The sequence below is a fragment of the Pseudoalteromonas sp. PAB 2.2 genome (genome assembly GCF_001938575.1).
GTDB lineage: Bacteria > Pseudomonadota > Gammaproteobacteria > Enterobacterales > Alteromonadaceae > Pseudoalteromonas > Pseudoalteromonas lipolytica.
This window is the reverse complement of record NZ_LYPI01000007.1, coordinates 202,697-229,517: the sequence shown is the minus strand read 5'-3', so window position 1 is coordinate 229,517 and position 26,821 is coordinate 202,697. Positions and strand designations below refer to the sequence as shown.

21 protein-coding genes are annotated in these 26,821 nt (G+C 40.0%); 13 read left to right on the top strand and 8 right to left on the bottom strand.

Annotation, left to right across the window (positions count from 1 at the left end; translation table 11 throughout):
- Positions 1 to 22 precede the first annotated feature (22 nt).
- Positions 23 to 577 carry an isochorismatase family protein gene (locus BWD47_RS01420; RefSeq protein ID WP_036972211.1) on the bottom strand — a complete coding sequence of 185 codons (555 nt, stop codon included), beginning with the start codon at positions 575 to 577 and terminating at the stop codon, positions 23 to 25.
- Positions 578 to 747: 170 nt separating this feature from the next.
- Here BWD47_RS01420 and BWD47_RS01415 point away from each other — a divergent pair, with 170 nt between their 5' ends.
- Complete coding sequence (locus BWD47_RS01415; RefSeq protein WP_305954733.1) at positions 748 to 5,283, top strand: EAL domain-containing protein; 4,536 nt, start codon at positions 748 to 750, stop codon at positions 5,281 to 5,283.
- A gap of 365 nt (positions 5,284 to 5,648) precedes the next feature.
- Here the strand turns inward: BWD47_RS01415 and BWD47_RS01410 are convergent, their stop codons facing one another.
- Entirely contained in the window at positions 5,649 to 6,560 is a 912-nt protein-coding gene (locus tag BWD47_RS01410; protein ID WP_075593215.1) for a cation diffusion facilitator family transporter, read from the bottom strand.
- 212 nt (positions 6,561 to 6,772) lie between these two features.
- Here BWD47_RS01410 and BWD47_RS01405 point away from each other — a divergent pair, with 212 nt between their 5' ends.
- Positions 6,773 to 8,212, top strand: a complete 1,440-nt coding sequence (locus BWD47_RS01405; RefSeq protein WP_036972214.1) for a diguanylate cyclase domain-containing protein — start codon at positions 6,773 to 6,775, stop codon at positions 8,210 to 8,212.
- Positions 8,213 to 8,308: 96 nt separating this feature from the next.
- Here the strand turns inward: BWD47_RS01405 and BWD47_RS01400 are convergent, their stop codons facing one another.
- Together BWD47_RS01400 and BWD47_RS01395 are read right to left on the bottom strand one after the other, a co-directional pair.
- Positions 8,309 to 10,243: a methyl-accepting chemotaxis protein gene (locus BWD47_RS01400; RefSeq protein ID WP_074988742.1), complete on the bottom strand. Its 1,935-nt coding sequence runs from the start codon at positions 10,241 to 10,243 to the stop codon at positions 8,309 to 8,311.
- A 163-nt stretch (positions 10,244 to 10,406) separates the two neighbouring features.
- A complete protein-coding gene (locus BWD47_RS01395; protein WP_143474465.1) occupies positions 10,407 to 11,366 on the bottom strand; it encodes an AraC family transcriptional regulator in 960 nt (319 codons plus the stop codon).
- A gap of 98 nt (positions 11,367 to 11,464) precedes the next feature.
- On the opposite strand from BWD47_RS01395, the gene BWD47_RS01390 reads away from it, so the two are divergent.
- The 10 genes from BWD47_RS01390 (at position 11,465) to BWD47_RS01345 (ending at position 21,394) form a co-directional block, all read left to right on the top strand.
- Entirely contained in the window at positions 11,465 to 11,785 is a 321-nt protein-coding gene (locus tag BWD47_RS01390) for a DUF962 domain-containing protein (RefSeq protein ID WP_036972220.1), read from the top strand.
- Between the two features lie 3 nt (positions 11,786 to 11,788).
- A complete protein-coding gene (locus tag BWD47_RS01385; protein WP_256213570.1) occupies positions 11,789 to 12,544 on the top strand; it encodes a class II aldolase/adducin family protein in 756 nt (251 codons plus the stop codon).
- A gap of 9 nt (positions 12,545 to 12,553) precedes the next feature.
- Positions 12,554 to 13,441 (top strand): bile acid:sodium symporter family protein, encoded by an 888-nt coding sequence (locus BWD47_RS01380; RefSeq protein WP_074988739.1) that lies wholly within the window; start codon positions 12,554 to 12,556, stop codon positions 13,439 to 13,441.
- A gap of 137 nt (positions 13,442 to 13,578) precedes the next feature.
- Positions 13,579 to 14,532 (top strand): SPFH domain-containing protein, encoded by a 954-nt coding sequence (locus tag BWD47_RS01375; protein WP_065978986.1) that lies wholly within the window; start codon positions 13,579 to 13,581, stop codon positions 14,530 to 14,532.
- 8 nt (positions 14,533 to 14,540) lie between these two features.
- Entirely contained in the window at positions 14,541 to 14,993 is a 453-nt protein-coding gene (locus tag BWD47_RS01370) for an NfeD family protein (RefSeq protein ID WP_036972229.1), read from the top strand.
- 83 nt (positions 14,994 to 15,076) lie between these two features.
- Complete coding sequence (locus BWD47_RS01365) at positions 15,077 to 15,913, top strand: patatin family protein (protein ID WP_065978985.1); 837 nt, start codon at positions 15,077 to 15,079, stop codon at positions 15,911 to 15,913.
- 88 nt (positions 15,914 to 16,001) lie between these two features.
- Positions 16,002 to 18,200: a carbohydrate-binding family V/XII gene (locus tag BWD47_RS01360; protein ID WP_074988738.1), complete on the top strand. Its 2,199-nt coding sequence runs from the start codon at positions 16,002 to 16,004 to the stop codon at positions 18,198 to 18,200.
- A gap of 252 nt (positions 18,201 to 18,452) precedes the next feature.
- The gene (locus tag BWD47_RS01355) at positions 18,453 to 20,078 is read left to right on the top strand and encodes a methyl-accepting chemotaxis protein (RefSeq protein WP_065978983.1); all 1,626 of its coding nucleotides are present in this window, start codon (positions 18,453 to 18,455) and stop codon (positions 20,076 to 20,078) included.
- 36 nt (positions 20,079 to 20,114) lie between these two features.
- Positions 20,115 to 20,927: a hypothetical protein gene (locus BWD47_RS01350; RefSeq protein ID WP_074988737.1), complete on the top strand. Its 813-nt coding sequence runs from the start codon at positions 20,115 to 20,117 to the stop codon at positions 20,925 to 20,927.
- Positions 20,924 to 21,394, top strand: a complete 471-nt coding sequence (locus BWD47_RS01345) for a DM13 domain-containing protein (RefSeq protein WP_074988736.1) — start codon at positions 20,924 to 20,926, stop codon at positions 21,392 to 21,394. Before BWD47_RS01350 ends, BWD47_RS01345 begins: the two co-directional genes overlap by 4 nt.
- A 95-nt stretch (positions 21,395 to 21,489) precedes the next feature.
- Here the strand turns inward: BWD47_RS01345 and ahpF are convergent, their stop codons facing one another.
- The 4 genes from ahpF to BWD47_RS01325 form a co-directional block, all read right to left on the bottom strand.
- A complete protein-coding gene (gene ahpF / locus BWD47_RS01340) occupies positions 21,490 to 23,070 on the bottom strand; it encodes an alkyl hydroperoxide reductase subunit F (protein ID WP_036972237.1) in 1,581 nt (526 codons plus the stop codon).
- A 166-nt stretch (positions 23,071 to 23,236) separates the two neighbouring features.
- Positions 23,237 to 23,806, bottom strand: a complete 570-nt coding sequence (ahpC, locus tag BWD47_RS01335; protein ID WP_036972239.1) for an alkyl hydroperoxide reductase subunit C — start codon at positions 23,804 to 23,806, stop codon at positions 23,237 to 23,239.
- A gap of 206 nt (positions 23,807 to 24,012) precedes the next feature.
- The gene (locus tag BWD47_RS01330; RefSeq protein ID WP_036972241.1) at positions 24,013 to 24,516 is read right to left on the bottom strand and encodes a 2,4'-dihydroxyacetophenone dioxygenase family protein; all 504 of its coding nucleotides are present in this window, start codon (positions 24,514 to 24,516) and stop codon (positions 24,013 to 24,015) included.
- Between the two features lie 42 nt (positions 24,517 to 24,558).
- Positions 24,559 to 25,560 (bottom strand): NAD(P)-dependent oxidoreductase, encoded by a 1,002-nt coding sequence (locus BWD47_RS01325; protein WP_051501873.1) that lies wholly within the window; start codon positions 25,558 to 25,560, stop codon positions 24,559 to 24,561.
- 150 nt (positions 25,561 to 25,710) lie between these two features.
- Here BWD47_RS01325 and BWD47_RS01320 point away from each other — a divergent pair, with 150 nt between their 5' ends.
- Positions 25,711 to 26,745 carry an AraC family transcriptional regulator gene (locus BWD47_RS01320; protein WP_036972243.1) on the top strand — a complete coding sequence of 345 codons (1,035 nt, stop codon included), beginning with the start codon at positions 25,711 to 25,713 and terminating at the stop codon, positions 26,743 to 26,745.
- Positions 26,746 to 26,821 lie beyond the last annotated feature (76 nt).

Sequence of the window (26,821 nt, the reverse complement as noted above, 5' to 3'; positions counted from 1 at the left end):
ACGAAGAAACCTGCAACATAGTTCACTTAATTAACTGTAAAACAGTTCTAAACTGCGTTGTTCCCGCTTTTTCTAACCATTGAAATAACACGCTTTCAGCACAGGTAACAATTGCACCCACTGCACTCAATTGTTTAATGGCTAATGCTTTATGCTGTTTATTACGCGATGCTATTGCATCTTCAACAACAAACACCTGATAACCGGCCGCGATTAAATCAAGACTTGTTTGTAACACACAGACATGTGATTCAGTCCCAGTCACAACAATTTGCGGTCTTTGATACTCAGCGAGCATATGAATAAACCCAGGCTCTACACAGGCACTAAAATGCATTTTTTCATACATATTCGTGCTACGGATAAAGGACTTTAACTCAGGACTCGTTCTCCCTAGTTTGCTTGGATTTTGTTCAGTAAATATAAATGGTATATCCAATAATGACGCTGTCTTTAATAACTTTGATGTATTTTCAACAACAACGGCAAAGTCAGTAATGACAGGAGCAAGCCCTGCTTGTTCATCAATAACTAATAGAATGGCCTGCTTTTTTTGGCAAATAAACGAATGGCGCATTTCATTCCTTAACGTACTTTAACTAAGGTATTTATAGCACATACACTCATTTTATGTTTCGCGTGCGACTATTTACTAAATTATCTTTTCAGGGGCCTCAATTACATCCATAATTGTGCTATATTTTGTTAAAAGTTTTGCGCAAATAATAATTTAGGGTTAATCAGTCAGTGCCTAAACATTTCCATTTTGTTTTCATTTATCTTTTTTTAGCGCTTATTCCTAACGCGTATGCACAAAACTATGCACTGCAAATGCAACGTATTTCAACAGATGAAGGACTCACACAAGGCAGTGTAACGAAAGTAATTCAAGATGATTTAGGCTTTATTTGGATTGGTACTTACCAAGGCTTAAACCGTTATGATGGCTACCAAATGGCGGCGTTTGCGGGAGAACATATTCTCGATCAGCGCCAGATAAATACGTTAGCCAAAACTCGCGACGGAAGAATATTTGTAAGTACCGAGTTTTCGGGCGCTTTTTTTATCGATCCTAAAACACTCAAGGTAGAAAAAATTTACGCTGGAAAGCTCGACCCAGAAGACGCGTTTTTCTCACCTATACTCGCTTTAACAGAAGACGATAGTTATTTTTATTTTGCTATTGCTCAGCATGTTTACTCTTACCACAAGCAATCAAAAAAGTTCTTACATGAGTTTTCTATAAACAAAGAAGAGCATATTGTACGAGCCCTCATCATACATGATAACTTTTTGTATATGGGTACATCTAATGGCTTGTTTTCTAAAAACTTAGCCGATGACCATATTTCAAATATTCCATTAACAGAAAAACAAAAAGTCACGGATGACAACAAAAACGTAAAATTATTGCATGTAGATCCCCAACTAGGGTTACTTGTTGGCACTGTTGAGGGCATGTATGCCATCCCCTTTGATAACAACCGTTTGTTCGCATTTGGTAGCGTTAAGTTATTAATTCCTGAGCTAAATATTTGGGACTACTCGGCAAGCTCTTTTGGTGAGTATATAGTTACAGAAAAAGGGTTATATGAATTCAACCGTCAAACTTTGTCAGTTGAATATATTCTTCGCTTCGATCAAAGTAAATTCAACATGACCGACAACACCATCCCTGACATGATGGTTGATAAAACAGGGTTACTCTGGCTAGCATCTCGCTCACAAGGGGTATTCACATGGTCCACCCTAGCGAGACGGTTTAAGCATATAGAGTTAAAAAACGACACCAATAACTTTAACAATAATGTATGGTCTGTTGTACAAGATAAAGACCACACCATTTGGATCGGGACCGATAATGGTCTAATGAAATACAACCAACTAACCAAACGAGCTCAAGCATATTTAACAAGTGCCGACGAAAAAGCATTCCACGGTGAATATGGTATTTTTGGCGTTGCAGAAGCAGAAATCGAAGATACAAAACGTTATTTGTGGGTTATGAGATACATGGGGTTAGTCCTTTTCGATAAGCTCACAGGCAAGCTGGTTCCATTAAAAGGTGATGAAGAAACAGTACGTATTTTAACAACTTATACAAGTTGGGGGTTTCACGTGATTGGACCCGATCAGTTCGCATTTATTAACGATAATGATTTTTATAGATACGATGGTAAAACGGGTGAACTACGCGTTATAGAAGGCCTAAAAGAACAAGTTGAAATTATTAATGCAAATGGTTTTCTAAAGCCATTGCCAACCCACCCTAATGAGTACTTATTGAGTATGTCGGGCAAGCTTTATCGCTATAACGAAGAAACACAAAAGCTGACATTACTATACCAAGTCGAAAACTATAACCCATCGGCCTTCTTTGTTACCACTGATTGGATTATTGATTACAACAACACACTGTGGCTAGCTTCTTCAGATGAAGGGCTGATAGGTCTTGATGCCGAAAACTATGAAGTAAAATACCGCATAAATACGCAATCAGGTTTAAAAGCTAAATCAATTTTTGGCTTGCAAATTGATCGCTTTGGCTTTTTATGGATGAGCTCTCAAAATGGCTTATACCGTTTAGACTTAAGTTCGTTAGAACTCGACCGCTACTTTATTCGTGATGGCCTTGCCGTTAATGAATTTAATTACGATGCTGATGCAACATTACATAATGGCCAGTTGGCTTTTGGATCTACGCGCGGTGTACTGCTTGTGTCTCCTGAAGATTTCTTATCGTCACCTGTAGAGCCTGGTAATGTAAAAACAGAAATTACTAATGTGTCTTTGCTTTCTCGAGAATTAAATTATCATCCCTATAAATACGTCGATGATCCGCTACAATTGACCGCTGATGATATGGGATTAGAGGTCAATTTTTCTAACTTTGACACTATAAATAAAGACAAAACGGTGTACAAAGTTACGCTTGAAGGCCCTACATCACTTCATTACGACAGACTAACAACAAACAAAGTGTTTTTCACAAAATTACCTCCTGGCGATTATACGTTATCTGTTTCTTCAGCGTCTGACCTTAATAATATTATTTCTGAAAGTAGGCAATTACGCTTTAAAGTTGCCTATGCAACGTGGTCATCCCCCCTTGCTTATACCTGTTATACGATGATAACACTGGCCATTTTGTTTTTTATTTTCTGGCAATATCAAGCCCGTCAAAAAGCGATTCGTAAAGCGCACGATGAAGTATTAAAGTCTCAACAACAAACTGAATTAGCTTTAAGCAGTAATAAAAGTGGCGTATGGGAGGCTAACTTGGCCGAGCAAACCTTTTTTAATAGCCGCTGTGCAGTGGAGCTTGGCTACAGTGAATTTAAAGACAGTCTGCCCATTGCAGATTTCATACAACTTATTCACCCTCTTGACCGCCGATTAGTTATCAGCCAATGGGAATCATTTTCTAAACAATTAAATAATGAACAATGGAATGTAACATACCGATTAAAGCACAAAAATGGAGAGTGGCTTTGGTACCAAGATGTTGGCCGTGTTGTTGAAACAGATGATGATAATAAGCCGTTAAAAATTTCAGGTATTTACACCAATATCACAGAGCAAAGAGCCAATGCTCAACAAGCAGCTGTGCTAGGTGAGGCCTTTAGTCAAATTAACGATTGGTTACTTATTTTAGATAGCCAACTTAAACCGTTTTCAGCAAATACGAGCTTTAGCGAAGCCTTTTCAACACCTAAAAATATTACTGACTTAACAGTTAAAGACTTTATCGGTGCGATTGGCAAATCTCATTATCTCGAATACTTAAATGTACTAAAAACACTTAAACCTAAACAAAACTGGAAAACAGAAGCCTATATTCGCACACTAAAAAGCCCTGCTCATCCAGTCCACATCAGTGTCACTGCGGTGGCCAAAGACAGCCAAAGCATTAACTATTATGTTATTGTTATTTCAGATTTAACAGAGCAAAAACGAGCTGAAGATGAACTTCGCTACTTAGCAAATTACGATCCTTTAACAGGGCTTCCTAATCGCACATTAATGCACTCTAAAATTAATAGTTGTATAAACAGCTCTAAAAAACGTAACAAGTTAGCAGCACTGTTGTTTATTGACCTTGATAAGTTTAAACCGGTTAATGATTCATTTGGTCACGCTGTGGGTGACCAATTACTGTGTAATATTACTCAACGCGTAAGCTTAATTTTGCCTGAAAACGCTGTTATTGGCCGCCAAAGTGGTGACGAATTCTTAGTGTTGGTCAAAGATCTGCATTCTCCTCAAAGTCTGAGTGAACTGGTTAAAAAGCTAACCGAAGAGCTCGCGAGCAAAGTAATTATCGATGACTTTTCTATTAATATTTCAGCCAGTATCGGGGTTGCACTCTACCCATTTGATGCCAAAACGGCAGACGACTTAATTCGTAATTCTGATATAGCAATGATGCATGCGAAACAATCTGGCAGAAATAACTTTAAGTACTTTACCGAGCAAATGAATAATCAGCTGACAAAAAAACTGTTGCTCGAAAACGCATTAAAAGATGCCTTTAAAGATGATGAGCTATTTAATAATTATCAGCCTATCGTTAATGCGAAAACGAAAGAAATACATGGGGCTGAATTATTAATGCGATGGAGAAACGAGCAAGGATTTGTTTCGCCTGCTGAATTTATTCCCATTGCAGAAGAAATTGGTTTAATAGAATTATTAACTGAACAAGCGCTCGATCGCGCTCTGACTGAGTTATTGCCACTACTTCGCGCAAACCCGCACTTTTACTTGTCGTTGAACTTATCGCCAATGCACATTTTAAAGTCTAACTTAACTGAGCGATTACTCATGATTCTGAGCAATCATTTAATTAAACCTGTTCAGTTACGACTTGAAATAACAGAAAGCACGCTACTCGAAGATAAAGAAAAAGCATCAAAACAATTAAAAATGCTAAAAAATGCAGGGTTTAAACTTCTTTTAGATGATTTTGGTACGGGTTACTCATCACTGACTTACTTAAGCCAGTTCCCTATTGATGTGATTAAGATAGATCAGAGCTTCGTACGCAACATTGGCTTAGATAAAAGCAACGAATCAATCATTCGTACTATTCATGCACTCTCATCAAACCTTGGTTTATATTGTATTGCTGAAGGGGTGGAGACTCTCGACCAAATAAACTTTTTAAGAAATATGGGCTGTAATGACCTGCAAGGTTATTATTTTGCTAAACCCATGTTAGCCGATGAACTGATTGCACAGCAGACTATTCAAAGTATTGTCGAGCGCCTAAACAAACTGTAATACCCAATTTGCTTGATTAAGTGGGCTCTTTAGAGCTGAAAAAACCGCGTTGATAACAAGGCACATTTTCGTTATTTAGTGGCTCTCGGCAATTGCTCCTGCATTGCCCTGCATCCATGCAGTCGTAAATCAGAAATGTTAACGCAGCTAGCGACAGCTTAAATCTCTAAAATGATTATGTATCATTGCGAATTCGTATTATACAGACAGGTAAGCCACCTTAATTAATACCATTCCGCTTAATTTAGTGATCTATTTTGAGGCAATAAAACCGCGTTGATAACAAGGCAAAAATTTAGTTATTTAGTTGTTCTAAATCAGAAATTTTTAACGCAGGTAGCGACTGGTTTAATCACTCAAAATGATTAAGTATTTTTGCGGAATGGTATATCATGGTGGCATTCATGGCTTTCAATTTGTAGCACGCTTTTTGCGACTTTAAAACGAGACAGTAATAGCTTTTCGACCTTTAAGCGGCAAGCTTCATCATGCTTTTCAACAGTGCAATGTTGCTTTAAAACCACGTGAGCCCCTACAACTAACTCTTTGTCTTGGCGAACCACGGTCACATTATGAACATTTTCAACATGTTCAACTGACGCAATACTTTGCTCTATTTCATTTACGTCTGGGAGCTTTCCGCTGTTTTCAAATAGACCTTTTAAACACCGAATAATAACTTTGACACCCGTGAATAATACAAACATGGCAATCAACATGCTCGAAATAATGTCGACCTCTGCCCACCCTGTTAAATAAATCAGAATACCCGCAAAGAACGTAGAAACGGTTGAAATCAAATCAAAAAATGAATGCAAAAATACTGCATACACATTAATACTGGCTTTTCGGCCTTTATACAGTACCCATGCTGCTGCACCATGAAACAGAAAGCCTATCGCCGATATTACAGACATTAGGTAACTATTGATGTGTAACTCATGGCCATCACTGTGATGAAAGTATCGCTCTCCACCTTCGTATAGAATCACCAAACTGATACTTAAATATAAAATACCATTGATCAACCCACCTGTTAGTTCAGCTCGTTGATAGCCATCATTAAAGTTTTTTGCAAAATAAATTGCCATGCTTGAAGCTATCAAAGCTATAAATAATGAACTGTTATGAACAAACAGATGCCCAGCATCAGCAAGAACAGCAAGCGAATTTGAATAATAGGCGCCAATGATCTGAATAACCATAAACGAGCAGGTTATGGCTAGCGCGATCAATAAACGGCGTCTTGATGCTTGGTGTGTTGTAATATCTGTCATGAAGAAGAGAGTAACCTATTCGCTGGATAAAAAGTAATGATATACAGTCTCAATTGTAATACGTGACGCCTTTAAACGCACTAAAAACTTAATTCATCCTACCTATTAAACTAATTTATGGCTTTCAGAGGACCTCAAAGGAAAATTTTATATCAATTATTTGTTAAAATATGTAAACTTATGCTGTTCGTTTATATAGGGTAAAGTGTACGATGGGTTCAAGTGAGCAAACATGGCAAACGTTATCGGCTCTGCCGCTTGCAATAATCATGTTTAATGAAGAGCAGAATCGCTTTTATTTTAATTCACTTGCACAATCGTTATTCTCAGTTGAAGAATACGCTAATTTACACGATTTAAATGTCGATCACTTAAGCCTAAGCGATACACACTCGAGCCGTCTGTTATCCTACGATGATTTTTTACCTTGCGCACAAAAAAGCAAACCACTGAGTATTACGCTGGCAAACAGTAAAAACAATACGCTTAAGTTACTTGATTTCAAATTTGCCTCACTCAGTCAGTCTTTATTTATTACTATTTGTGAACCTCGGACATTTAAAAGCCACGATCAAAGGCAAGACTTTGATGAGCTAATTTCACAAATTTCCACAGAACTTATCGATATTCAAAACGAAAGTATGGATAAGCAAATAGGAAAAGCGCTAAAAACCATTGGCTTAAATTGCCAAGCTGATCGCACCTATATATTTGAGTTTAGTGATGATGGCTTATCAATGAGTAACACTTACGAGTGGGTAAATACGGACATTGTTCCTTTTAAGGAGCACTTACAAAATATTCCACGCGACTCCCTGCCTTACTTTTTTCAGCAAATGCAAACTCGTCATGTATTTAATGCATCTAATACCGCTGAGCTGCCCGATGAAGCTGCGGCCGAAAAAGCCGAGTTTACCAATGAAGGCATTCAATCAGTATTATGTATTGGCTTAGTAAGTGAGCAAACACTGTTTGGCTTTATAGGCTGTGATTGCGTAAAACAAGCACGCCAGTGGTCGCAAACAGACTTATTGCGGATCAAATTAGTGGGCGACATGATCGCCAACGCGTTAAAAAGCTGGCAATACAAACATAAACTTGAGCACACTCAGCAATTGCTGATTGCCGCGAATAAAGAGCTGCATCAACAAGCTCACATTGATAGCTTAACAAACATCGCAAACCGCCGACAGCTCGACCTTGTACTCCAGCAAGAGCTCAATCGTTGTGCTCGAAGCGATTTACCACTGAGTTTGATCCTTTGTGATATTGATGCGTTTAAGCTTTATAACGACTCACTTGGTCATCAACAAGGTGATTTAGCATTAAAAGACGTTGCAAGTATTTTAGCAAAACAGTGCCAACGTGAAGGTGATTTAGCCGCACGGTACGGGGGTGAAGAATTTGCCATCGTTTTATCTGCAACCAATAGCCAGCATGCCCTGACATTTTGCCAAAAACTGCAAAAAGCAATAAAGAAGGCCGCTATTGCACACCCAAGCTCGAACATAGATCCTTTGTTAACCATGAGTTTTGGCATTTATACATGCACACCCAATAAACAGACAACAGCAGATTCCGTGCTCGATATAACCGATAAAGCATTGTACAAAGCCAAGCAAAATGGCCGAAATAGAATCGAAATGGGCTAAGAGTAACCCGCTTCGATTAATATTCTATATCGTATAATTCAGTTGATTAGATAAGCGCACTTTAAACTGTGCTGAAATTCTCAACTACCTTACAAATTACACTCTAAACTGACTAACCAAACCTTTTAGATGCTGAGCTCGCGATAACAAACTTTGTGTGCCTAGTTGTTGCTGTTGAGCGTTATTATGAATCTCAGTTGCACTCCCTGAAATTTCATGAGCAGATTGGTTTATATGCTCAACAACTGTGCCTTGTTCTTCTGTTGCTGCGGCAACTTGATGGTTGCCTTGACTAATCATTTCAAATTTATGTTGAATAGCTTGCAAAGATGACAACGCAACCTGAGTCAACTCTGTTACTTTTTGACTACTCAACGTACCTTGGGCTATCGCCTCTTGCGATTGTAGCGAAGAGCTTTGCAATCGAGACACTTGCTCACGAATTTCAGATGTTGAGTTTTGTGTGCGCTGTGCAAGTGAACGAACTTCATCTGCAACGACAGCAAACCCTCTACCCTGCTCTCCCGCTCTTGCAGCTTCAATAGCAGCATTCAATGCCAGCAAGTTAGTTTGCTCAGAAATTGCATTAATTACTTCTACTACCGAGTTAATTTCAGCTGCTTGAGCTGCGAACTCACCGATACTTTTATCGACATCCATTAAAATATTATTCAGTTCTGTCATGGTCTTAGCTGTGGTTGCCATACTTTGAGTGGTCTCAGCCGTTTCTTTAACCGCTTCTTCTGTATCGCTTGCAGTCCGATGAGCAATATCAGAGACCTCATTGATAGTTTGCCCCATTTCAGTGATAGCCGTTGCGACTTGATCGGTTTGCGCTTTTTGATCATCGGTAGCTGCAAACGTTTTATCAGCTGAAACGGCTAGTTCATCAATCCCTTTACGCATCGCTTCTTCCGTTATGCTAATTTCATCAACTAGCTCAGCCACTTTTCCTATGATTGCATTAAAACCTTTAGCAAGGTGTCCCAATTCATTATCAACGCTGTCGTCTAGGCGCTTATGTAAGTCACCACCTTGACCAGACATTTCGAGCAGTTCGTCACCCACACCACGAATTTTTGCGCTCAACCAATTAGCAAAGTACAGAGTTAGTACGAGGAAAATTGCGGCAAGGACAATACTAACAATGATTGACATGATAACCACTGCATTTATAGCCGATGAAATTTCGTCTTTTGGCTGTATCGCAACCAACGTTAGACCCATGCCTGAAATGGGCATCAATCCGGCGTAAACATCATTGCCATCAAGTTTAATTTGCGAAAGTGTAAAGCTATTTTTGTTAGCATTCGTAATATTTTTAAATGAACTCAATTCATTAATATTTGATACTTGTTTACCAATGTAAGAATTATTCTCATGCGCAATAACACGGTTACTATCATCTATCAAAAATAAATAACCATGTTCACCTATTTTGCGTGACGTCACAATGCTCGATATGTCTGAAATGTCATACCCAAGGCCTGCAACCCCCACTTTTTCACCATTAATTTGCACTAAAGTATTTACATAAAGTGTAAGTTGCCCTCCTTCTTCACTAACATCTAATGCAAGTGCCTGACGTTCATTAGAGCTTAGGAAATCGAAAAACCAGTTATCGCGTGGTTCGTTTGCCGAAACAGCTTTAAAAAAACCTGCCTGAGTGTAATAACTTAAGGTATTGCGACTAACCCAAAAGACAGAAGAGGCGCCACTTTTAACTTTTAAATCAGCAAAATAATCCATAACACGATGATGGATATTTGAGTTTTTTTCTCCCTCACTCATCCACTGATGTAACATCAAGTTTTCGGCAAATGACTGAGATACTGAAATAGGGTAGCGCATTTGTGCATCAATTTGCGCTGCAACTTTACCCACCGCATCAGGTAACAATTGGGTTTCTGTTTGCTGATAATACAGTTTTGAAAATTGGCTTGTATTTATCAATGCACTTATCGTTGTAACAATAAGCAAAGTACAGAAAACAAAGCTTATAAAAATGGTGCGAAGTGACAAGTTACGCATGTGAGTAGACCTCAGACTTTATATGTAAATTAAATAGTTAAGATCATCCTTGCGTCTTAGGGGTGATTTTAGGCAATAACCCTTTGTTAAGCAATTACTATTTATATTTTTACAATTGTTATTACGTAAATTATCTTCAGTAAACTAATAACCTATTTTCTTATTAAGCAAGGGCTATCATTTGCTCTCGGTACACTTTAGGCGACACACCATACCAGCGGTTAAAAGCATGATGAAATGCACTTAGCTCAGAATAACCACATAAAAAAGCTATTTCAGTCAGTGATAAATCCGTTTCTGTCAGTAAAGACACACTTTTTTGCTTTCTGAGTAACGCCAATTCTTTGCTAAAATTAGTGCCTTCCTTAGCTAGCCGACGTTGTAATGTTTTTTCACTCATATTCAATGCTTTAGCGAGCACAGCACAACTAAACTGACCTTGAATTAAATGCTCTTCCAACAGAATACGCAAAATCTGAGTTACTGTACTTTGTGATGCTAACTTTATATTACTCGATAAAAGTACCTGGCTTTGTACTTGCTCGCTAAAAAACAAACTATGTGTTTTCGCAGCGTATTCAATCGGGCAATTAAAGTGTTCGTCAATTTCAGCGTTAGGCTCTTTACGCTGTAAACAAATACGTGTTGGACACCAGTCTTTACCCTTCACTGTACGGGCTATTTTTAAACAAAAAGCCATGGGGGCTTCGTAACTTAATAATGACATATCACGCTCGCCGTCACTAAAGTTAAAGCGCAGCTCATACTCATCACCATGATCAATTAACGACACATTATGAGTATCTCCCATCAGCTTTTGATAACGCAATATAAGTCTAAACGCACTAAGTAACTGTGTTGATTGAATAATAGCCATTCCCACAACAGGGATAGCGCGTACGTTCATATTGCTACCAACATATACGCCTAAGTGTGTGTTTGGCAACATGGCTTGCGCTTGCTTCCAAAGCAAACTGACATGAGCTTGCGGATACCGAGCACTTTGACTGCTCAGATCAGTGAGTCGAATATTCGCGTTTTCAAATAACTCGTTAATCGGTAAGCCTTGCCATTTAAAAGACTCAGCCATAGCCCGTAACCACCAGCTTGAAAGAGTACGCACACACTGTCCTCAAAAAACAATTCAATGACCCATATTATCAAGTAATTTAAAAAATAAAAGCCTATTGTTAACCTGTAATTAACAACGGAGAAAGTATTATGGGCACTGTAGCCAGTAAACGTGAATTCACAAGCTTCAAAGAGTTTTACCCCTATTATCTTCAAGAGCATAAAAATAAAGTCTGCCGACGCTTACACTTCGTTGGTAGCTGGTTAGTGTTAGCTATTTTGTTCGCTGCTTTATACCAACAGCACTATAGTTGGTTGCTGTTATGCCCTGTTGTTGGATATGGGTTTGCTTGGATTGGTCATTTCTTTTTTGAAAAAAACCGCCCAGCCACTTTTACCCATCCTTTTTATAGCTTTATTGGTGACTGGGTTATGTTTAAAGACATTATCGTTCGTAAAGTGCCATTTTAGGAAATCATCATGACCATGAAACATTCAGTCTCAGAACAAGAATGGCATGCACGTGTGGAACTTGCAGCTGCCTACCGCCTCGTTGCTTTATATGGTTGGGATGACCTAATTTTTACGCATATATCAATGCGCGTACCAGGTACTGAAAACGAGTTTTTAATAAACCCCTATGGCATGATGTTTCACGAAATCACAGCATCAAGCTTAATAAAAGTTGATCAACAATGTAATAAGCTGCACGACAGTGAATACCCCGTCAACCCTGCGGGCTTTAATATTCACAGTTGTATACATATGGCACGTGAAGATGCTCATTGCGTTATTCACACTCACTCATTAAATGGCACAGCAGTGTCTGCAAATAAAGACGGCTTACTGCCCATATCACAGCAAGCTGTGGTTGTTCACTCAGGTCTCAGTTATCACGATTATGAAGGAATAGCACTTAATCCCGCGGAGCAAAGTCGCTTGGTCAATGATTTAGGTAACAATCACTTTTTAATGTTGCGTAATCACGGCTTGTTAACCGTGGGCAGCACCGTTGCCGACGCCTTTTTGTTTATGTATATATTTGAAGCGGCCTGCGCTGTTCAAACCCGTACGACCCAAAATACAGAACACTTAGTACGGGTTCCTAAAGCCATTGTTGATGGCATAAAAGGACAAACAGAAATCGCAACTAAAGGACTTGGCGGTGCAATTGCTTGGCCTGCTCTGCTGCGCTTATTAGATTCTAAAAGTCCAGGCTACGACCAATAAGGGCATACCATGCAAATAGATATTTTGACTAAAGTAGTGCTGCCATTAGCACTGTTTATCATTATGTTTGGTATGGGCTTAGGACTCAAAAAGAAGGATTTTGGGGCTTTATTCTTAAGCCCCAAAGCACTGATTTTAGGCCTAACATGCCAAATGTTATTACTCCCTATGGTGGCTTTTTTACTTGCCATGGGTTTAAAGCTTCCTTCTGAACTTGCGATTGGCTTAATTTTAGTCGCATGTTGTCCAGGCGGCGTAACATCTAATTTATATACTTATCTATTTAAAGGTGACCTGGCCCTATCGATTAGTTTAACCACTTTAGCAACCTTTATATCCCCCTTTACTTTGCCGTTTATTGTACACTTTGCTATGTCATCATTTAGTGTGCCGGGGAATGAATTCACGTTACCAATAGTAAAAACGATTATACAAATGCTGGCTATTACCTTATTGCCTGTCACTATTGGTATGCTATTCAACAACCTTAAACCCCACCTTAGCAGTAAAATTGAACCATTAATTCGCCGACTTTCGAGCGTATTTTTAGTCATTATTGTCGTGGCAATTATTCATAAAAATGCTGATCTAATGTTTAGTTTTTTTGCCACCAGCGGCCTTGCTACACTTACCTTAAACCTAACCACACTGATGCTAGGGCTGTTCTTTGCCAAAATATCCGGATTATCGCAGCCACAGCAAATGAGTATTGCAATCGAAGTTGGATTGCAAAATGGTACGCTTGCTATTTTAATTGCTAGCACCCTCATAAATAATCCCACGATGGCCATACCCGGTGCGACATACAGCTTATTTATGTTTCTAACAGGGTATATTTTTTGTTACCTATTTAGCGCCCATAGCAATAGACAAGCACGGCTCATAAAAAACGTTTAATACTCCCTCAACAGCCAGCCACTCACAACTGAGTGTGGTGCTGGCTGTTCATTTAACAAATTTATGGCGCGACATGCTTCCCAGTGATAATGTAGTTATTGGAAAAAAATAACATTAACAGTCTCTAAGGAAAGTACATGGATCCCCTATCGCAAATTTTCGATTTACTATTGAATGTCGAAGTTTTTATTCTAATTTTCATTTTAGTGCTATTGAAAAGTAGCGTTAAATTCGTGCCTCAAAACCGTGCTTGGTTAATAGAACGGTTTGGTAAATACCAATCAACAAAAGAAGCCGGCCTTAACTTTATTGTGCCATTTATTGACCGCATAGCCGCTGATCGTAGTTTAAAAGAACAAGCACAAGATGTGCCTTCACAGTCAGCTATCACGAAGGATAATATTTCATTGATTGTTGATGGCGTATTGTATTTCCGAGTGTTAGACCCCTACAAAGCAACCTATGGCGTAGATGATTATGTGTTCGCAGTAACTCAGCTTTCACAAACAACAATGCGTTCTGAGCTTGGTAAAATGGAGCTTGATAAAACATTTGAAGAGCGCGACCTATTAAACACCAATATCGTATCAGCCATTAACCAAGCTGCTGAACCTTGGGGTATTCAGGTTTTACGCTACGAAATTAAAGATATTGTTCCTCCTCAATCCGTTATGGAAGCAATGGAAGCTCAAATGAAAGCTGAACGTGTAAAACGTGCACAAATATTAGAGTCTGAAGGTGATAGACAAGCAAATATCAACGTTGCAGAAGGTAAAAAACAAGCGCAAGTTCTCGCCGCAGAAGCCGATAAAGCAGAGCAAATATTACGAGCCGAAGGTGAAGCAAAAGCCATTATTGCAGTAGCAGAAGCCCAAGCAGATGCATTGCGCAAGGTTGGTGAAGCAGCCGATACCGAGCAAGGTCAAAAAGCAATTCAGCTTGATCTTGCAACCAAAGCCATTGCGGCAAAAGAAGCTATTGCACGTGAATCATCAGTGGTATTACTCCCTGATAGCGGCACCGATGCCAGTTCATTAGTAGCACAAGGCATGTCTATTATTAACTCTTTGAACCAAAAACAAAAAAGTTAGGTTTCCCTATGGCATTTTTAGATACTTATTTAGCCGAAACACTGATGATTTTAGGCGTGCTTGCGCTAATTATTGAAGTTGCAGTGCTTGGAATGAGCACCTATGTGTTACTTTTTTTAGGTTTGTCTTTATTTGCCAGTGGTCTACTGATGAATATTGGCTTGCTTGATAGCAACTACACTACTGCACTGTGGAGCAATATTGTGTTTACCCTTGGTTTTGCCGTGGTGCTTTGGCAACCACTCAAACGTTTGCAAGATAAAACAGACACCAAACCATTGCACAATGACTTTGCCGACATCACCTTTGTTATTAATTCAGATGTTGATGACAGAGGTTTAACGACACATCCATACTCTGGTATCCAATGGCAACTCAAAAGCCATACCCCTATTGCAGCAGGTAGTACTGTTAAAGTAACAGAAAAGCAAGTAGGCGTGCTCTGGGTTGAAGCAATTTAACACTTAGAGCCAAAACTCTATTTTGTTTTGTAATCGTGTTTGCTATGGTTTAGTAAACACGATTACAAGGGAAATGGAATACAATGACACAGAACAAAGCGCTGGTTGTAGAAGGCGGCGCAATGCGTGGTATTTTTGCCACAGGCGTACTAGATGCTTTTTTAAAAGCCTGTTATCAGCCGTTTCAACAGTGTTATGGTGTGTCTGCTGGCGCTACCAATATCGCCGCGTATTTATGCTCACAATATAAACGAAACCATGCCGTAATCACCGATTATTCATGTCGCCCCGAATTTATAAATTTTATCCGATTTGCTAAAGGCGGCCACCTGTTTGATTTAGATTGGTTATGGCAAGAAACTATTCGGGATATACGCCTCGATTTAGATACATTCAATAATCAAGCGAGTGAGTTTTACATTGTCGCAACCAATATCAAAACCGGTCACGCAGAGTATTTAAAAGCAAATGCTCAATTAATGGAAGAGCAACTTAAAGCATCATGCGCTTTACCCATTGCCTATCGGCACTACCCCGTTATTAATGATATTCAACTGACCGACGGCGGTGTTGCAGACTCAATCCCCGTGCAAAAAGCATATGAAATGGGTAATAAAGATATCACGGTCGTTTTATCGCAACCGCTGGGTTATAAAAAGAAACCTGCAAAAGCCCCTTGGCTCGTTAAGCGGTTATACAAAGACACGCCCGCCCTTGCTGAAGCAACGTTGCGCCGAGCAAATAACTATAATCAAAGCATTGATTTTATTATGAACCCACCTAATGACTGCAACATAAATATCATTGCCCCACCGCCACAGTTTGCTGTTGGGCGAACAACAAAGTCATTTGCAAAATTATCAGCGGGCTATGACATGGGGGTCGATGCGGGGGCGCAATTTGTTGCTGAGCATTGTTGATAAAATTTTACGATAAACGGAACAAATTTAACGCTGTTTTTTCTTGTTGAGCTACACTTATTTGACGTGTATTCGACAAGGATTGAACATGAAACATGACGCGCCTTTTTATCGTTTTTTCAAATTATTCATCTTATTTAGCAGTGTAATATACTGCTTTCCTAGCAATGCAATTGAGTGGCCTCAAAAAGTGCATACGACTGAGGGCACTTTGATTGTTTATCAGCCGCAACCAGAAAAGTTAATTGGCAATGCGCTTACTGCCAGAGCAGCCATGTCATTTACACAAAACAAAGAGCCCATATTTGGTGTTTTTTGGTTTACCGCAAAAATTGATACCGACAGAGAAAACGATAGCGTCACCGTACGCGATATGAGCGTCATTGATGTGCGTTGGCCAGAATCTAAAGATGCGGGAGAACAAACCTTTACCACCGTCGTAAATCAAGCGATTAAAACCAGTCAATTTAATACCTCGCTGTCGCAACTGACCGCCAGTTTAGAAAACGCAGAAGTTGCAGAGCAAAGCTTAGCGCAATTAAAAACAGACCCTCCGATCATTATTTTTAAAGACAAAATTGCGGTGTTATTAAGCTTTGACGGTGAACCTAAATTTAGTGCTATTAAAGACACACACTATGAACGTGCATTAAATACAGCGATGACCGTTATTAAAGATACAAAGAACAAATCGCTTTACCTAACCGATGGACACTTTTGGTATCAGGCAAAACAAGCAAAAGGCCCTTATAAATATACCCAATCTGTGCCTGCCGATTTAGCAAACATGCTCCCCAAAAACACAAGTACATCACCACTTTCATCCCCCCCTGAGATTGTTGTTGCTACCAAGCCCACTGAGCTTGTAGTAACCGATGGCGAAGCCAAATGGAAGAGCCTAAGCGGTGGAGAATTAATGTACGTGTTTAATACAGAAACTCCGTGGCTAAGAGAAATGCAAACCAATAACATGTATGTATTGCTTTCTGGACGTTGGTTTAGGGCGAAACAACACACTGGCCCTTGGACATTTGTACGAGCAGACGAGCTGCCTCAAAGCTTCGCAAGTATCCCACCAGAATCAGACCTTGGTGGCTTACGTGACTCTGTCGCGGGCACCGAAGAGGCAAATGAAGCGGTGCTTGATGCAAAAGTGCCACAAACAGCAGCGATCAGTCGTAAAGACGCGCGTTTGACCGTGTACTATGATGGTAAGCCTAAATTTGAGCGCATTCCAGGAACTAACGTGTCGTACGCCATCAATACCGATGCACAAGTGCTACAAATAAAAGGAAAATATTATGCTGTCGATAACGCAGTATGGTTTAAAGCTGATTCAGCGCAAGGGCCGTGGTTAGTGGCTGACAGCATTCCAAAAAATGAAATCGCCAAAATCCCACCCAGTTCACCCGTTTATAACCTTACCTATGTCGAGATTTATGAATCAACCCCAGACGTTGTGTACACAGGTTACTACCCGGGTTATGTATGGTCTTATCCTTATTACGGCGCGCCTGTTTATGGCACTGGGTGGTATTACCCAGCATATTGGGGAGGTGGTTACTATTACCCTAGGCCGTCAACATGGGGCTTTAATATTGGCTATAACAACTGGACTGGCTGGTCGTTCGGCGTAAGTTGGAGCAATGGTTTTTTAAGCTTAGGAATGAATTGGGATTTAGGTTGGCCCACACATTACCGTCCTTACCATTGCTGTAATGGTTGGTATGGCGGCGGCTACCGAGGCCCCGTAGTCATTAATACTGGTGATATAAACATTGGCAATAGCGTTAATATTGGCAATAAATTAAATAACCTTAACAACAAACGTCCGCTTCATAATATTTATAAACGCAGTCAAATAAAAACACGCTTAGCCTCAAAAACGCAGGTAAAGCGCGATTTAAAAACAGCCATCAGTCAGCGCGATAAAGCGAACAATATATTTGCCGATCGTAATGGGAATGTACTGAAACATGACGACGGAAAGTGGCAACAACGTGTTTCAGATAAGTGGCAAGATGTACCTAGCGATAAACAACAGCAGATTAAAGACCGCATACAAAATACTGACCGACAACATGTGCAGAATAAATTGCAAACCATTGATAAGAGTAAAGCTAAACACACTTTACAGCAGCGCCAGCAATCACATACTCAGCAAACAAATCGCATGCAACAACTAAATCAAGCTAACCGTGCTCGCCAACTTGGCATGCAAAGGCAACAAATGCGTCGTAATTTACCTAAACAAATGCCACGACAAATGCCCAACCGAGGTCACTAATAATACCCCCTTTAAAATGAAGCCCGATTTAATATTCGGGCTTCATTATTATTTAAAACTTAATAATTACACTCACAGAAAAATAAGCTGTTATAGACTCAAGCGTTTATGTGTAACGTTACACACAATGATGTAAATCAACTATTTGCACAAATTCAAGCAAAAGATAACTATAAACTATTGCAAAAACTTGCTTAAATACGTTTCTCTTATTAGCTTTAATATTAAGCCACTATAAAAGTTCATTTTATCATGTTAAATAACTACTCTGTTCGTTCTCGACTCGCTGTGTTAGCGCTGTTACCCGTGTCGATTTTTGTGATCACGTCTATTTTTACCATATCCATGATGCATAGCATGGTAAAAGGTATCGACAGCTTGTATGACGATCGCGTTGTGCCGCTAGAACAAATAAAAACAGTATCGGACAATTACGCCGTAAGTATTGTCGATTTATTTCATAAATACCGAGCAGAACAAATTTCTAAAACAGCATTTCTTCAGTCTGTAAACGAAGCCGAATCCTTAGCAGACAGTAAATGGCAGAGCTACTTAAGCACTAAACTCACCAGCGAAGAGCAACGCTTAGTCAACAATGTTGAAAAGAACTTAGACAATGTTAAATCAGAACTCGATACGCTTCTCACTGCGGTTAAAAATAATCAATTGAAGTCAATTCCAGACGATCAGTTTGTGAAAAGACTCTACGCTGTATTCGATCCCCTTAGCGAGAGTTATCAAGGGTTAATTGAATTACAACTATCAGAGGCTTATAAGTTTAAAAACACGGCAGACAAAAGCTTTGAAAAAGTCAGCATTGCCATGACGGCCTCCGTCATCATTCTCATCATTATTTTGCTAATTGTCGCTTTTATGATTTATCGCTCGATTCATAATCCATTACTTTCATTGAGTGGAACCATTGGCTCAATTTCTAAAAATGCAGATTTAACGCTCAGAGCAAAAACCCATGGTAACGATGAAATAGCCCAAGCAGCCAGCCATTTTAATGCCATGATGGAACGTATTCATACGCTAGTGAATGACGTAACAAGTGCAACACTCACTCTGTCTTCGGCGGCCGAAGAGATGAATTCAATTAGTGATCAAGTCGCCAGTACAGCCACGGAACAAGAGCACCAATCTGCAATGATAGCAACAGCAATTACGCAAATGAGTAGTGCGATTGAGCAAGTAGCAGCTAACGCACTTGCTACTTCAGAAAAAGCCTCACACACCGACAAAACAGCAAAAATGGGGCAGCAATCAGTTCAAGAAAACATTGATTCAATCAATCGTTTGTCACATATCGTTAATGCAAATACGCAGCTAATCAATGAACTTAACACCCAATCGACCGACATAAACCAAGTGGTGATGATGATCCAAGGTGTTGCTGAACAAACAAACTTACTGGCATTAAATGCAGCAATTGAGGCGGCACGTGCTGGCGAATCAGGGCGCGGCTTTGCGGTCGTTGCCGATGAAGTGAGGCAACTTGCGCACAATACACAAAAAGCGACAGCCAGTATCAATGAAATGATTAGTAAACTGCAATCAATGGCACAGCAAGCAGTTACAGCAATGGGCAATGCCGATGAAAGCGCCAAGCAAAGTGTTGAATTTGCTGAACGGTCATCGCAGTTGCTAATTGAAATAACACAAGAAATGGCACAAATCGCCGATATGAACAATCAAGTATCTACTGCAACGGATGAACAAACGACCGTTGCTAATGAACTCAGTTGTAATATTAATGAATTTAGTAGCAGTATTTCACTGGTCAGCGAAAGCTCACAACAAAATGCTCAAGCGAGCCAAGAGCTTGCATCGCTTGCTTCTCGATTACAACAGCAGGTACATGTTTTTAAAGTGTAAACGTAAACACAGTGCACTTAATAGAGAAATACACAGATGAATACCCTAAGACGTGTGTCTTTTATACTATGTGTCATGGTTAGTTTTGCAAATTATGCAGATGAGCAGCTTGTTATAAAACTTGCTCGGCCCGATTACCCTTTAGTTCAAAAAAATGAGTATATTCATGATGTTCTAGAAAAGAGCTTTGCAGTAATGAAAGTAGATGCCACCCTACTTTACAACGTTAAGCCTATGAATGATAAACGAATAGTAGAGCAGTTGACTCATAATAAAGCCGTTACATTAGCGTGGCTATCGCTCCCTGGCGAAATACCTGACTCTTTGGTTAGAACAACTACTCCCTTGTACAAAGGCTTGCATGGAAAGCGTCTGCTAATTATTCGTGAAGGCGATGAAGCGACTTTTCACAAAGTGAATAACCTTGACACTCTAAAACAGTTAATCGGATTACAACAACAGAGTTGGTACGATTACACGGTTATGAAAAACAACGGCTTAACTGTTAATGGGGATCTGGACTATTTAGGCATGATCAAGGCGCTAGAAACAGGTTTAGGCGATTACTTCCCGCGTTCGGTGTTGGCTATAGAATCTGAGCTTGTCAAACTAAAGCAATTTCATTTGATCATTGAACCCTCTCTCATGCTGCAATATCCCAGCAATTACTACTTTTATTTGAGTAAAGAAAACCAACATATCGCGGAATTACTCGAGCAAGGAATGCAAAAACTTCAGCGTTCAGGTGAATTAGAGCGTATTTATTTGCACTATTTTGGCGACGTCGAAAAAAGGCTTAAACTCAAACAACGCCTTACCATTACACTTGAAAAAACGGCACTACAATGATTAAAAAGCTCATTCTCTTGCTTAGCTTTATTGCGGTGTTTATTGCAGGCTTTATGGTGGGTATTTATACCTTACCTATTCTTACGGCGACACCAGCCCCCGCTATCACCACATTACAACAGCATGCTAACCGTGCTTTGTTTAAGGGTGAGTTTAAAACTAATCTAAAAGGCTCTGACAGCCTGCATTATGGTGATGGGATGGTGTATTTAAGTAATGACGCAATCTCTATGCAAGGTAAACTTGCCCCTGGGCCTGATTATCAACTGTATTTATCTCACCAATTTATTGATAACGAAAAAGACTTCCTTTCCTATAAAGGCACAATGCAACGAATAGCCGAAGTACGCTCATTTAATGGCTTTAAAATACGTGTTCCGCAAGGCGTAAATATTAGCGAATACAACACCGTCATTATTTGGTGCGAAAGCTTTAATGAGTTCATTACCGCAGCGCGCTATCAATAAATAGTATGCAAAACAAAGCCGCCTTTGGAGAGGGCGGCTTTAAAGCGGCAGCTATGGGTGTTGAGCTGCCTAATCAAGAGTCTTTATTTATCCATTTAGGCTGCATTTTCAGTGTGTTGAGCCTCATCACTGTGGCGAATTAAATAATCAAATGCACCTAAACTTGCCGTTGCACCACTGCCCATGGCAATAATGATTTGTTTAAACGGTGTTGTCGTGGCATCACCCGCAGCATACACACCGGGTAAAGAAGTCGCCCCTTTACTGTCGATTTCAATTTCACCAAAGCGAGTCAATGACACATCTGAGTCTTTTAACCACTCAGTGTTTGGTACTAAACCGATTTGAACGAAAATGCCAGCCAGTGCAAGCGACTTTTCATCGCCAGAGACACGATCAATGTAGCTTAAACCTGTTACACGCTTGCCATCGCCAACAACCTCGGTTGTTTGCGCGTTTTTAATGATTGTGATGTTACTTAAGCTTTTCGCTTTACGAATAAGTACCTCATCGGCGCGTAATGTGTCAGCAAATTCAAGCACGGTGACATGCTCAACGATGTTAGCAAGGTCAATAGCTGCTTCAATGCCTGAGTTACCCCCCCCGATCACTGCGACTGCTTTGCCTTTAAATAACGGGCCGTCGCAATGCGGGCAGTATGCAACGCCATGGCCGCGATACTCTTTCTCGCCCGGCACATTCATTTCACGCCAGCGGGCACCCGTTGCCAATACAACCGATTTGGCATTTAATACCGCACCATTTTCTAAGGTAATTTGATAGTTATCCTGTTTAGTTAATGACGCAGCACGTTGGTTTTGCATCACATCAACACCGTATTCTTTAACGTGCTCTTCAAGTTGCGCAACTAACTTAGGGCCTTCAGTTGCTTTTACAGAGATAAAGTTCTCAATGGCTAATGTGTCTGCAACCTGACCACCAAATCGCTCTGCGACCACTCCGGTGTTTAAACCTTTACGCGCTGAGTAAATAGCCGCAGAAGCCCCCGCTGGGCCGCCCCCTACAACTAATACATCGAATAACGCTTTGTCGTTCAGCGCATCAGCCTGTCGTGCTGCAGCTTTGGTGTCTACTTTATTTAAAATGTCGGTTAAGTTCACAGCACCTTGGCTGAACAATTCACCATTTAAATAAACAGCCGGTACCGCCAGAATATTGCGCTCGTTCACTTCATCTTGGAACAAAGCACCATCAATCATTGTGGCTGTTATGTTCTGATTGTGCGCCGCCATTAAGTTAAGTGCTTGTACTACTTGCGGACACGTCTGACAGCTTAATGAAATATATACTTCGAAATTAAGCGGGCCAGTTAATGATTTAATTTGTTCAATTTCAGCGTCTGACGCTTTGCTTGGGTGGCCACCTGTGTGCAGTAATGCAAGAACCAAGCTAGTAAATTCGTGGCCCATTGGCACACCGGCAAAAATGATTTGCGTATTGTTTACAGGTGAAGACACCACCATTGAAGGACGACGTACACCTTGGTCTGGGTTGTCTCGCACCGAAAATTTGTCGCTTAACGATGCTAAATCAGTCGCTAAGCTTTTTAGTTCTGTTGATTTATTGCTGTCATCCAAGGCGATAAGCAGCTCAACAGGGCTGGTAATAGAAGCAAAGTGGCTTGCTAATTGGTTTTTGATATTTGTATCTAACATGGCTTAGCCCTTGAGTTCAGAATAAATAATCTCGAAAAATGACAGGATTAACTGCCCACCACCCGCTAATGTGCTTAATGTGTGTGAGTTGTGATGGGCAATTAAATTCGTATTGCTCGCTTAAGCGAAGCGTGGCTTCGCTTAAGCACTTACGTGCAGTCGCAATTTAGATTTTGCCAACTAGGTCTAGTGAAGGAGCCAATGTTTCTTCACCTGGCTGCCATGATGCAGGGCATACTTCACCGTCGTGGTTCGCGATGTATTGTGCAGCTTGTACTTTACGTACTAACTCTTTTGCACTGCGGCCGATACCTAGGTCATGAGTTTCGATCACTTTGATTTCACCTTCAGGGTTCATTACAAATGTACCGCGAAGAGCAAGACCTTCATCTTCGATCATCACACCGAAATTGCGTGTAATGCGACCTGTTGGGTCACCGATCATTGGGAATTTGATTTTACTAATCGTGTCAGATGTATCGTGCCATGCTTTGTGAGTAAAGTGAGTGTCTGTTGATACTGAGTAAACCTCTACGCCCATTTCTTGAAGTTGTGCGTAGTAGTCTGCAACGTCACCTAACTCTGTTGGGCATACAAACGTAAAATCTGCTGGGTAGAAGAAGAAGATAGACCATTTACCTAGCACATCTTTTTCTGTTAGCTCTACAAACTCACCGTTGTGGTAAGCTGTTGCATTGAATGGTTGTAATTTTGTGTTGATTAATGAAGTGCTCATAGTTTTCCTCATTGATGTATTTAAAAGTTTAATTAACGCAGCCTTGCGTCTGCTTGATTAATACAATAGAGGTCTGAGCGATTAAAATAAAATTGATTGTTTAGATTAAATTAATTGATTTTTTAGATTGCAAACCTAAATTCTTTAAAAAGAATAAAGCCCTCAATCACTTACATGAATGAGGGCTTCTTTTCGTGGGAACGAAATTACTTATTAAAACCGTACAAACTCTTTGGTTTAATATATTTAGGTTCAAAACCTTGTTCTTTTGCAGCCGCTAACATGACTTGTTCAATCCAGCCTGCATCCATAATGTTCATGTAGTTACCATCGGGATCAAAATTAATGTTTGAGCCCATAACCACCATGAACGTATCAGTAACTTCGGTGTTTTCTTCAGGCACTTGGAATTGGTGAATAGAACCACCTGGTTCAAATAAATAGCTACCCGCTTTTTGCACATCATCTGGGTACTCTGTGTAATGCCAGCTACCAGACAAAGTATATAAATGTACAACACCAGTGTGAAAATGCTTTGGTAATACTGTACCGGGTTCAAATAAAACGCGTAATACCCATACCCCGTTTTCAGAATCAAGCATCAATGGGTAAATATGAACACCCGGTAATGCATTTTTTATAAGTTTTTCATCATTGGTATGAATCGTTAATAGAAAGTCTTGATGATTAATAATATCTGGTAATGCCATGTGTGTGTCCTCTTTTCACTTGCTTTAAATGTTGTTAATTGTTTAGTTAACTTTGACAGCAGGCTGTTCTGGAGCCGCTTTACAAAGTCCTTGCTCAAATGCCCATTGCAGTGCGCTCTGCATACCATGCTGCAAACTAAATTCAGGTTTATACCCTAATAAACGTTCTGCTTTTTCATTACTATAAGCGGCACTTTTACGGCTAAGCATGCGCATTGTCGACGGGTTAATATCTGTCGTTTTACCAACTAAGTGATAACACCACTCAATGAAGCCGGTCAGTTTCAATGCCAGCTTTAAATTAACAACCTTCACGTGCTTTTGACCCTGTGCCTGCGCTAAATAGTTAAAATATGTTTGATTTGTTACTTGTTCAGGCCCTGACAAATTAAAAATTTCGCCGCTAGCCTGCTCACTCATCGCACTTAAATAAATTCCTTTAACGAGGTCATCAATATAAACCGGCCCAAACATACCCTGTGGCACCATAAAGGTTCCTTTTGCAATTTCTTGCAAGGGGTAAGCTATCCATGGTTTTGACCCTGGACCATAGACATCGCCAGGTCGAATAATTGTTACATTCAACTTTTTACTGGCGTGATAACTTAAAGATAAGTGTTCACTCATCATTTTAGAATCGTTATAAGCACGCCCATCAGGGAGTAATGGCGCATCTTCGCTGATCGCTGTTTGCCAATCGCTGCCGTAAACGGCCGTTGAAGAAATATGAATAAAGCGCATCACCGTGCCAGCATGTACTGCGGCATCAAGTAAATTTTTTGTCCAGCCGACGTTTGCTTGCCATGTTTGCTTGTAACTCAATGCATTAGACACAATAGCCGCAGTGTGAATGACTAAATCGCAGTCTTTGATCAAGTGACTAAAGCTCGCTGGCTCACTTAAATTACCCGACACAATGTTAAATTCATCACACGGCATCAAGTCAACACCGCATACTTGTACGCCTCTATCTTTAAAATACTGCGCAAGTTTGCGACCAATAAAACCATTACCGCCACTTATAAAGACTTTTGTGTAATTCATTGCGTATTCCTATAAGTACTGTTAATGACCTAATTTTAAATAGTAGACCATCATCGTTAATACATTGTTAAACTTTAATCGCTGTATTTACTTTACTTTTCACGCAATTTTTTTTACTTTTTACGCCAGCGCACTAAAAAAGAGCACATTATGCCCCGTTCACCCCACACACCTGACCTAATTAGAGTATCGGCTCTACATGGATACATCGAAATAATTGAAAGCAAGCTCATTAACCCTGATGCACTATTATCGCGCGTTGGGTTAGACAGAAAACAATTACAAGAGCCCAACAACTTCATTCAGTATCAGCAATTAATCGAACTGCTAGAAATCACAGCAAAAGAGCTCGACCTTCCTTATTTTGGGTTAGAACTTGGTCGCTGGCAGAGTTTAAACATACTCGGCTCGGTTGGGTATTTAATGGGTAACTGTGACAGCTTAGAAATGGCACTAAAAAACTTAACTAAGTATTATCATGTCCATCAAAATAGCGCCGATCTTTTGCTCGAAATCGGCCAAGATTACGTGAAACTGTCGTTTTTAGTACGCAGCAAACTGAAGGTCAGTGTGTATCATGGAGCCGATTTAGCATTAAGTGTTGGCGTTAACTTACTTAAACAGCTTACGGATGATCAGATAAAGTTACACCGCCTCGAGCTCCCTCACAGCGCCAATACAAATACCAGTGTTTATCGTCAAGCACTCGGGCAAGTGCCAGTGTTCAATTGTCCGCACACCGCGCTAATCTTTGACAGAAAATACCTAAAGCTACCCATCAAGAACTCTGATAAACAACTATTTTCAATTTTGAGCCAACAACTTGGTCACCTTAATGACTCAAAAAGAGAAAATATTTCTGATCACGTTGAAGTGTTAATAAAACAGTATTTATTACACGAACAATTTGGCGTTAACTTAATTGCTGAAAAACTGTCTATGAGTTCCCGCAGCCTGCAAAGGCACTTAACTCAGCAAGGGACAACCTTTCGTGAGCTTGTTGATGACATACGCTGTAATCTTGCGCACCAGTACTTAACAGAATCAAGTTTAAGCTTGTCGAATATTTCAGATATTTTAAGCTTTTCGAACTACAGTGAATTTACCCGCGCATTTAAGCGTTGGTATGGCGTACCTCCGAAAGACTACCGTAAGTCATTACTGCATAATGGCGTAAAAAGTTAAAAATAGGTCGCTAAAAGCTAATTATTGCGTTAACAATTTATATATATTGATTCGCTAACTTCACTGATAAGCGGTC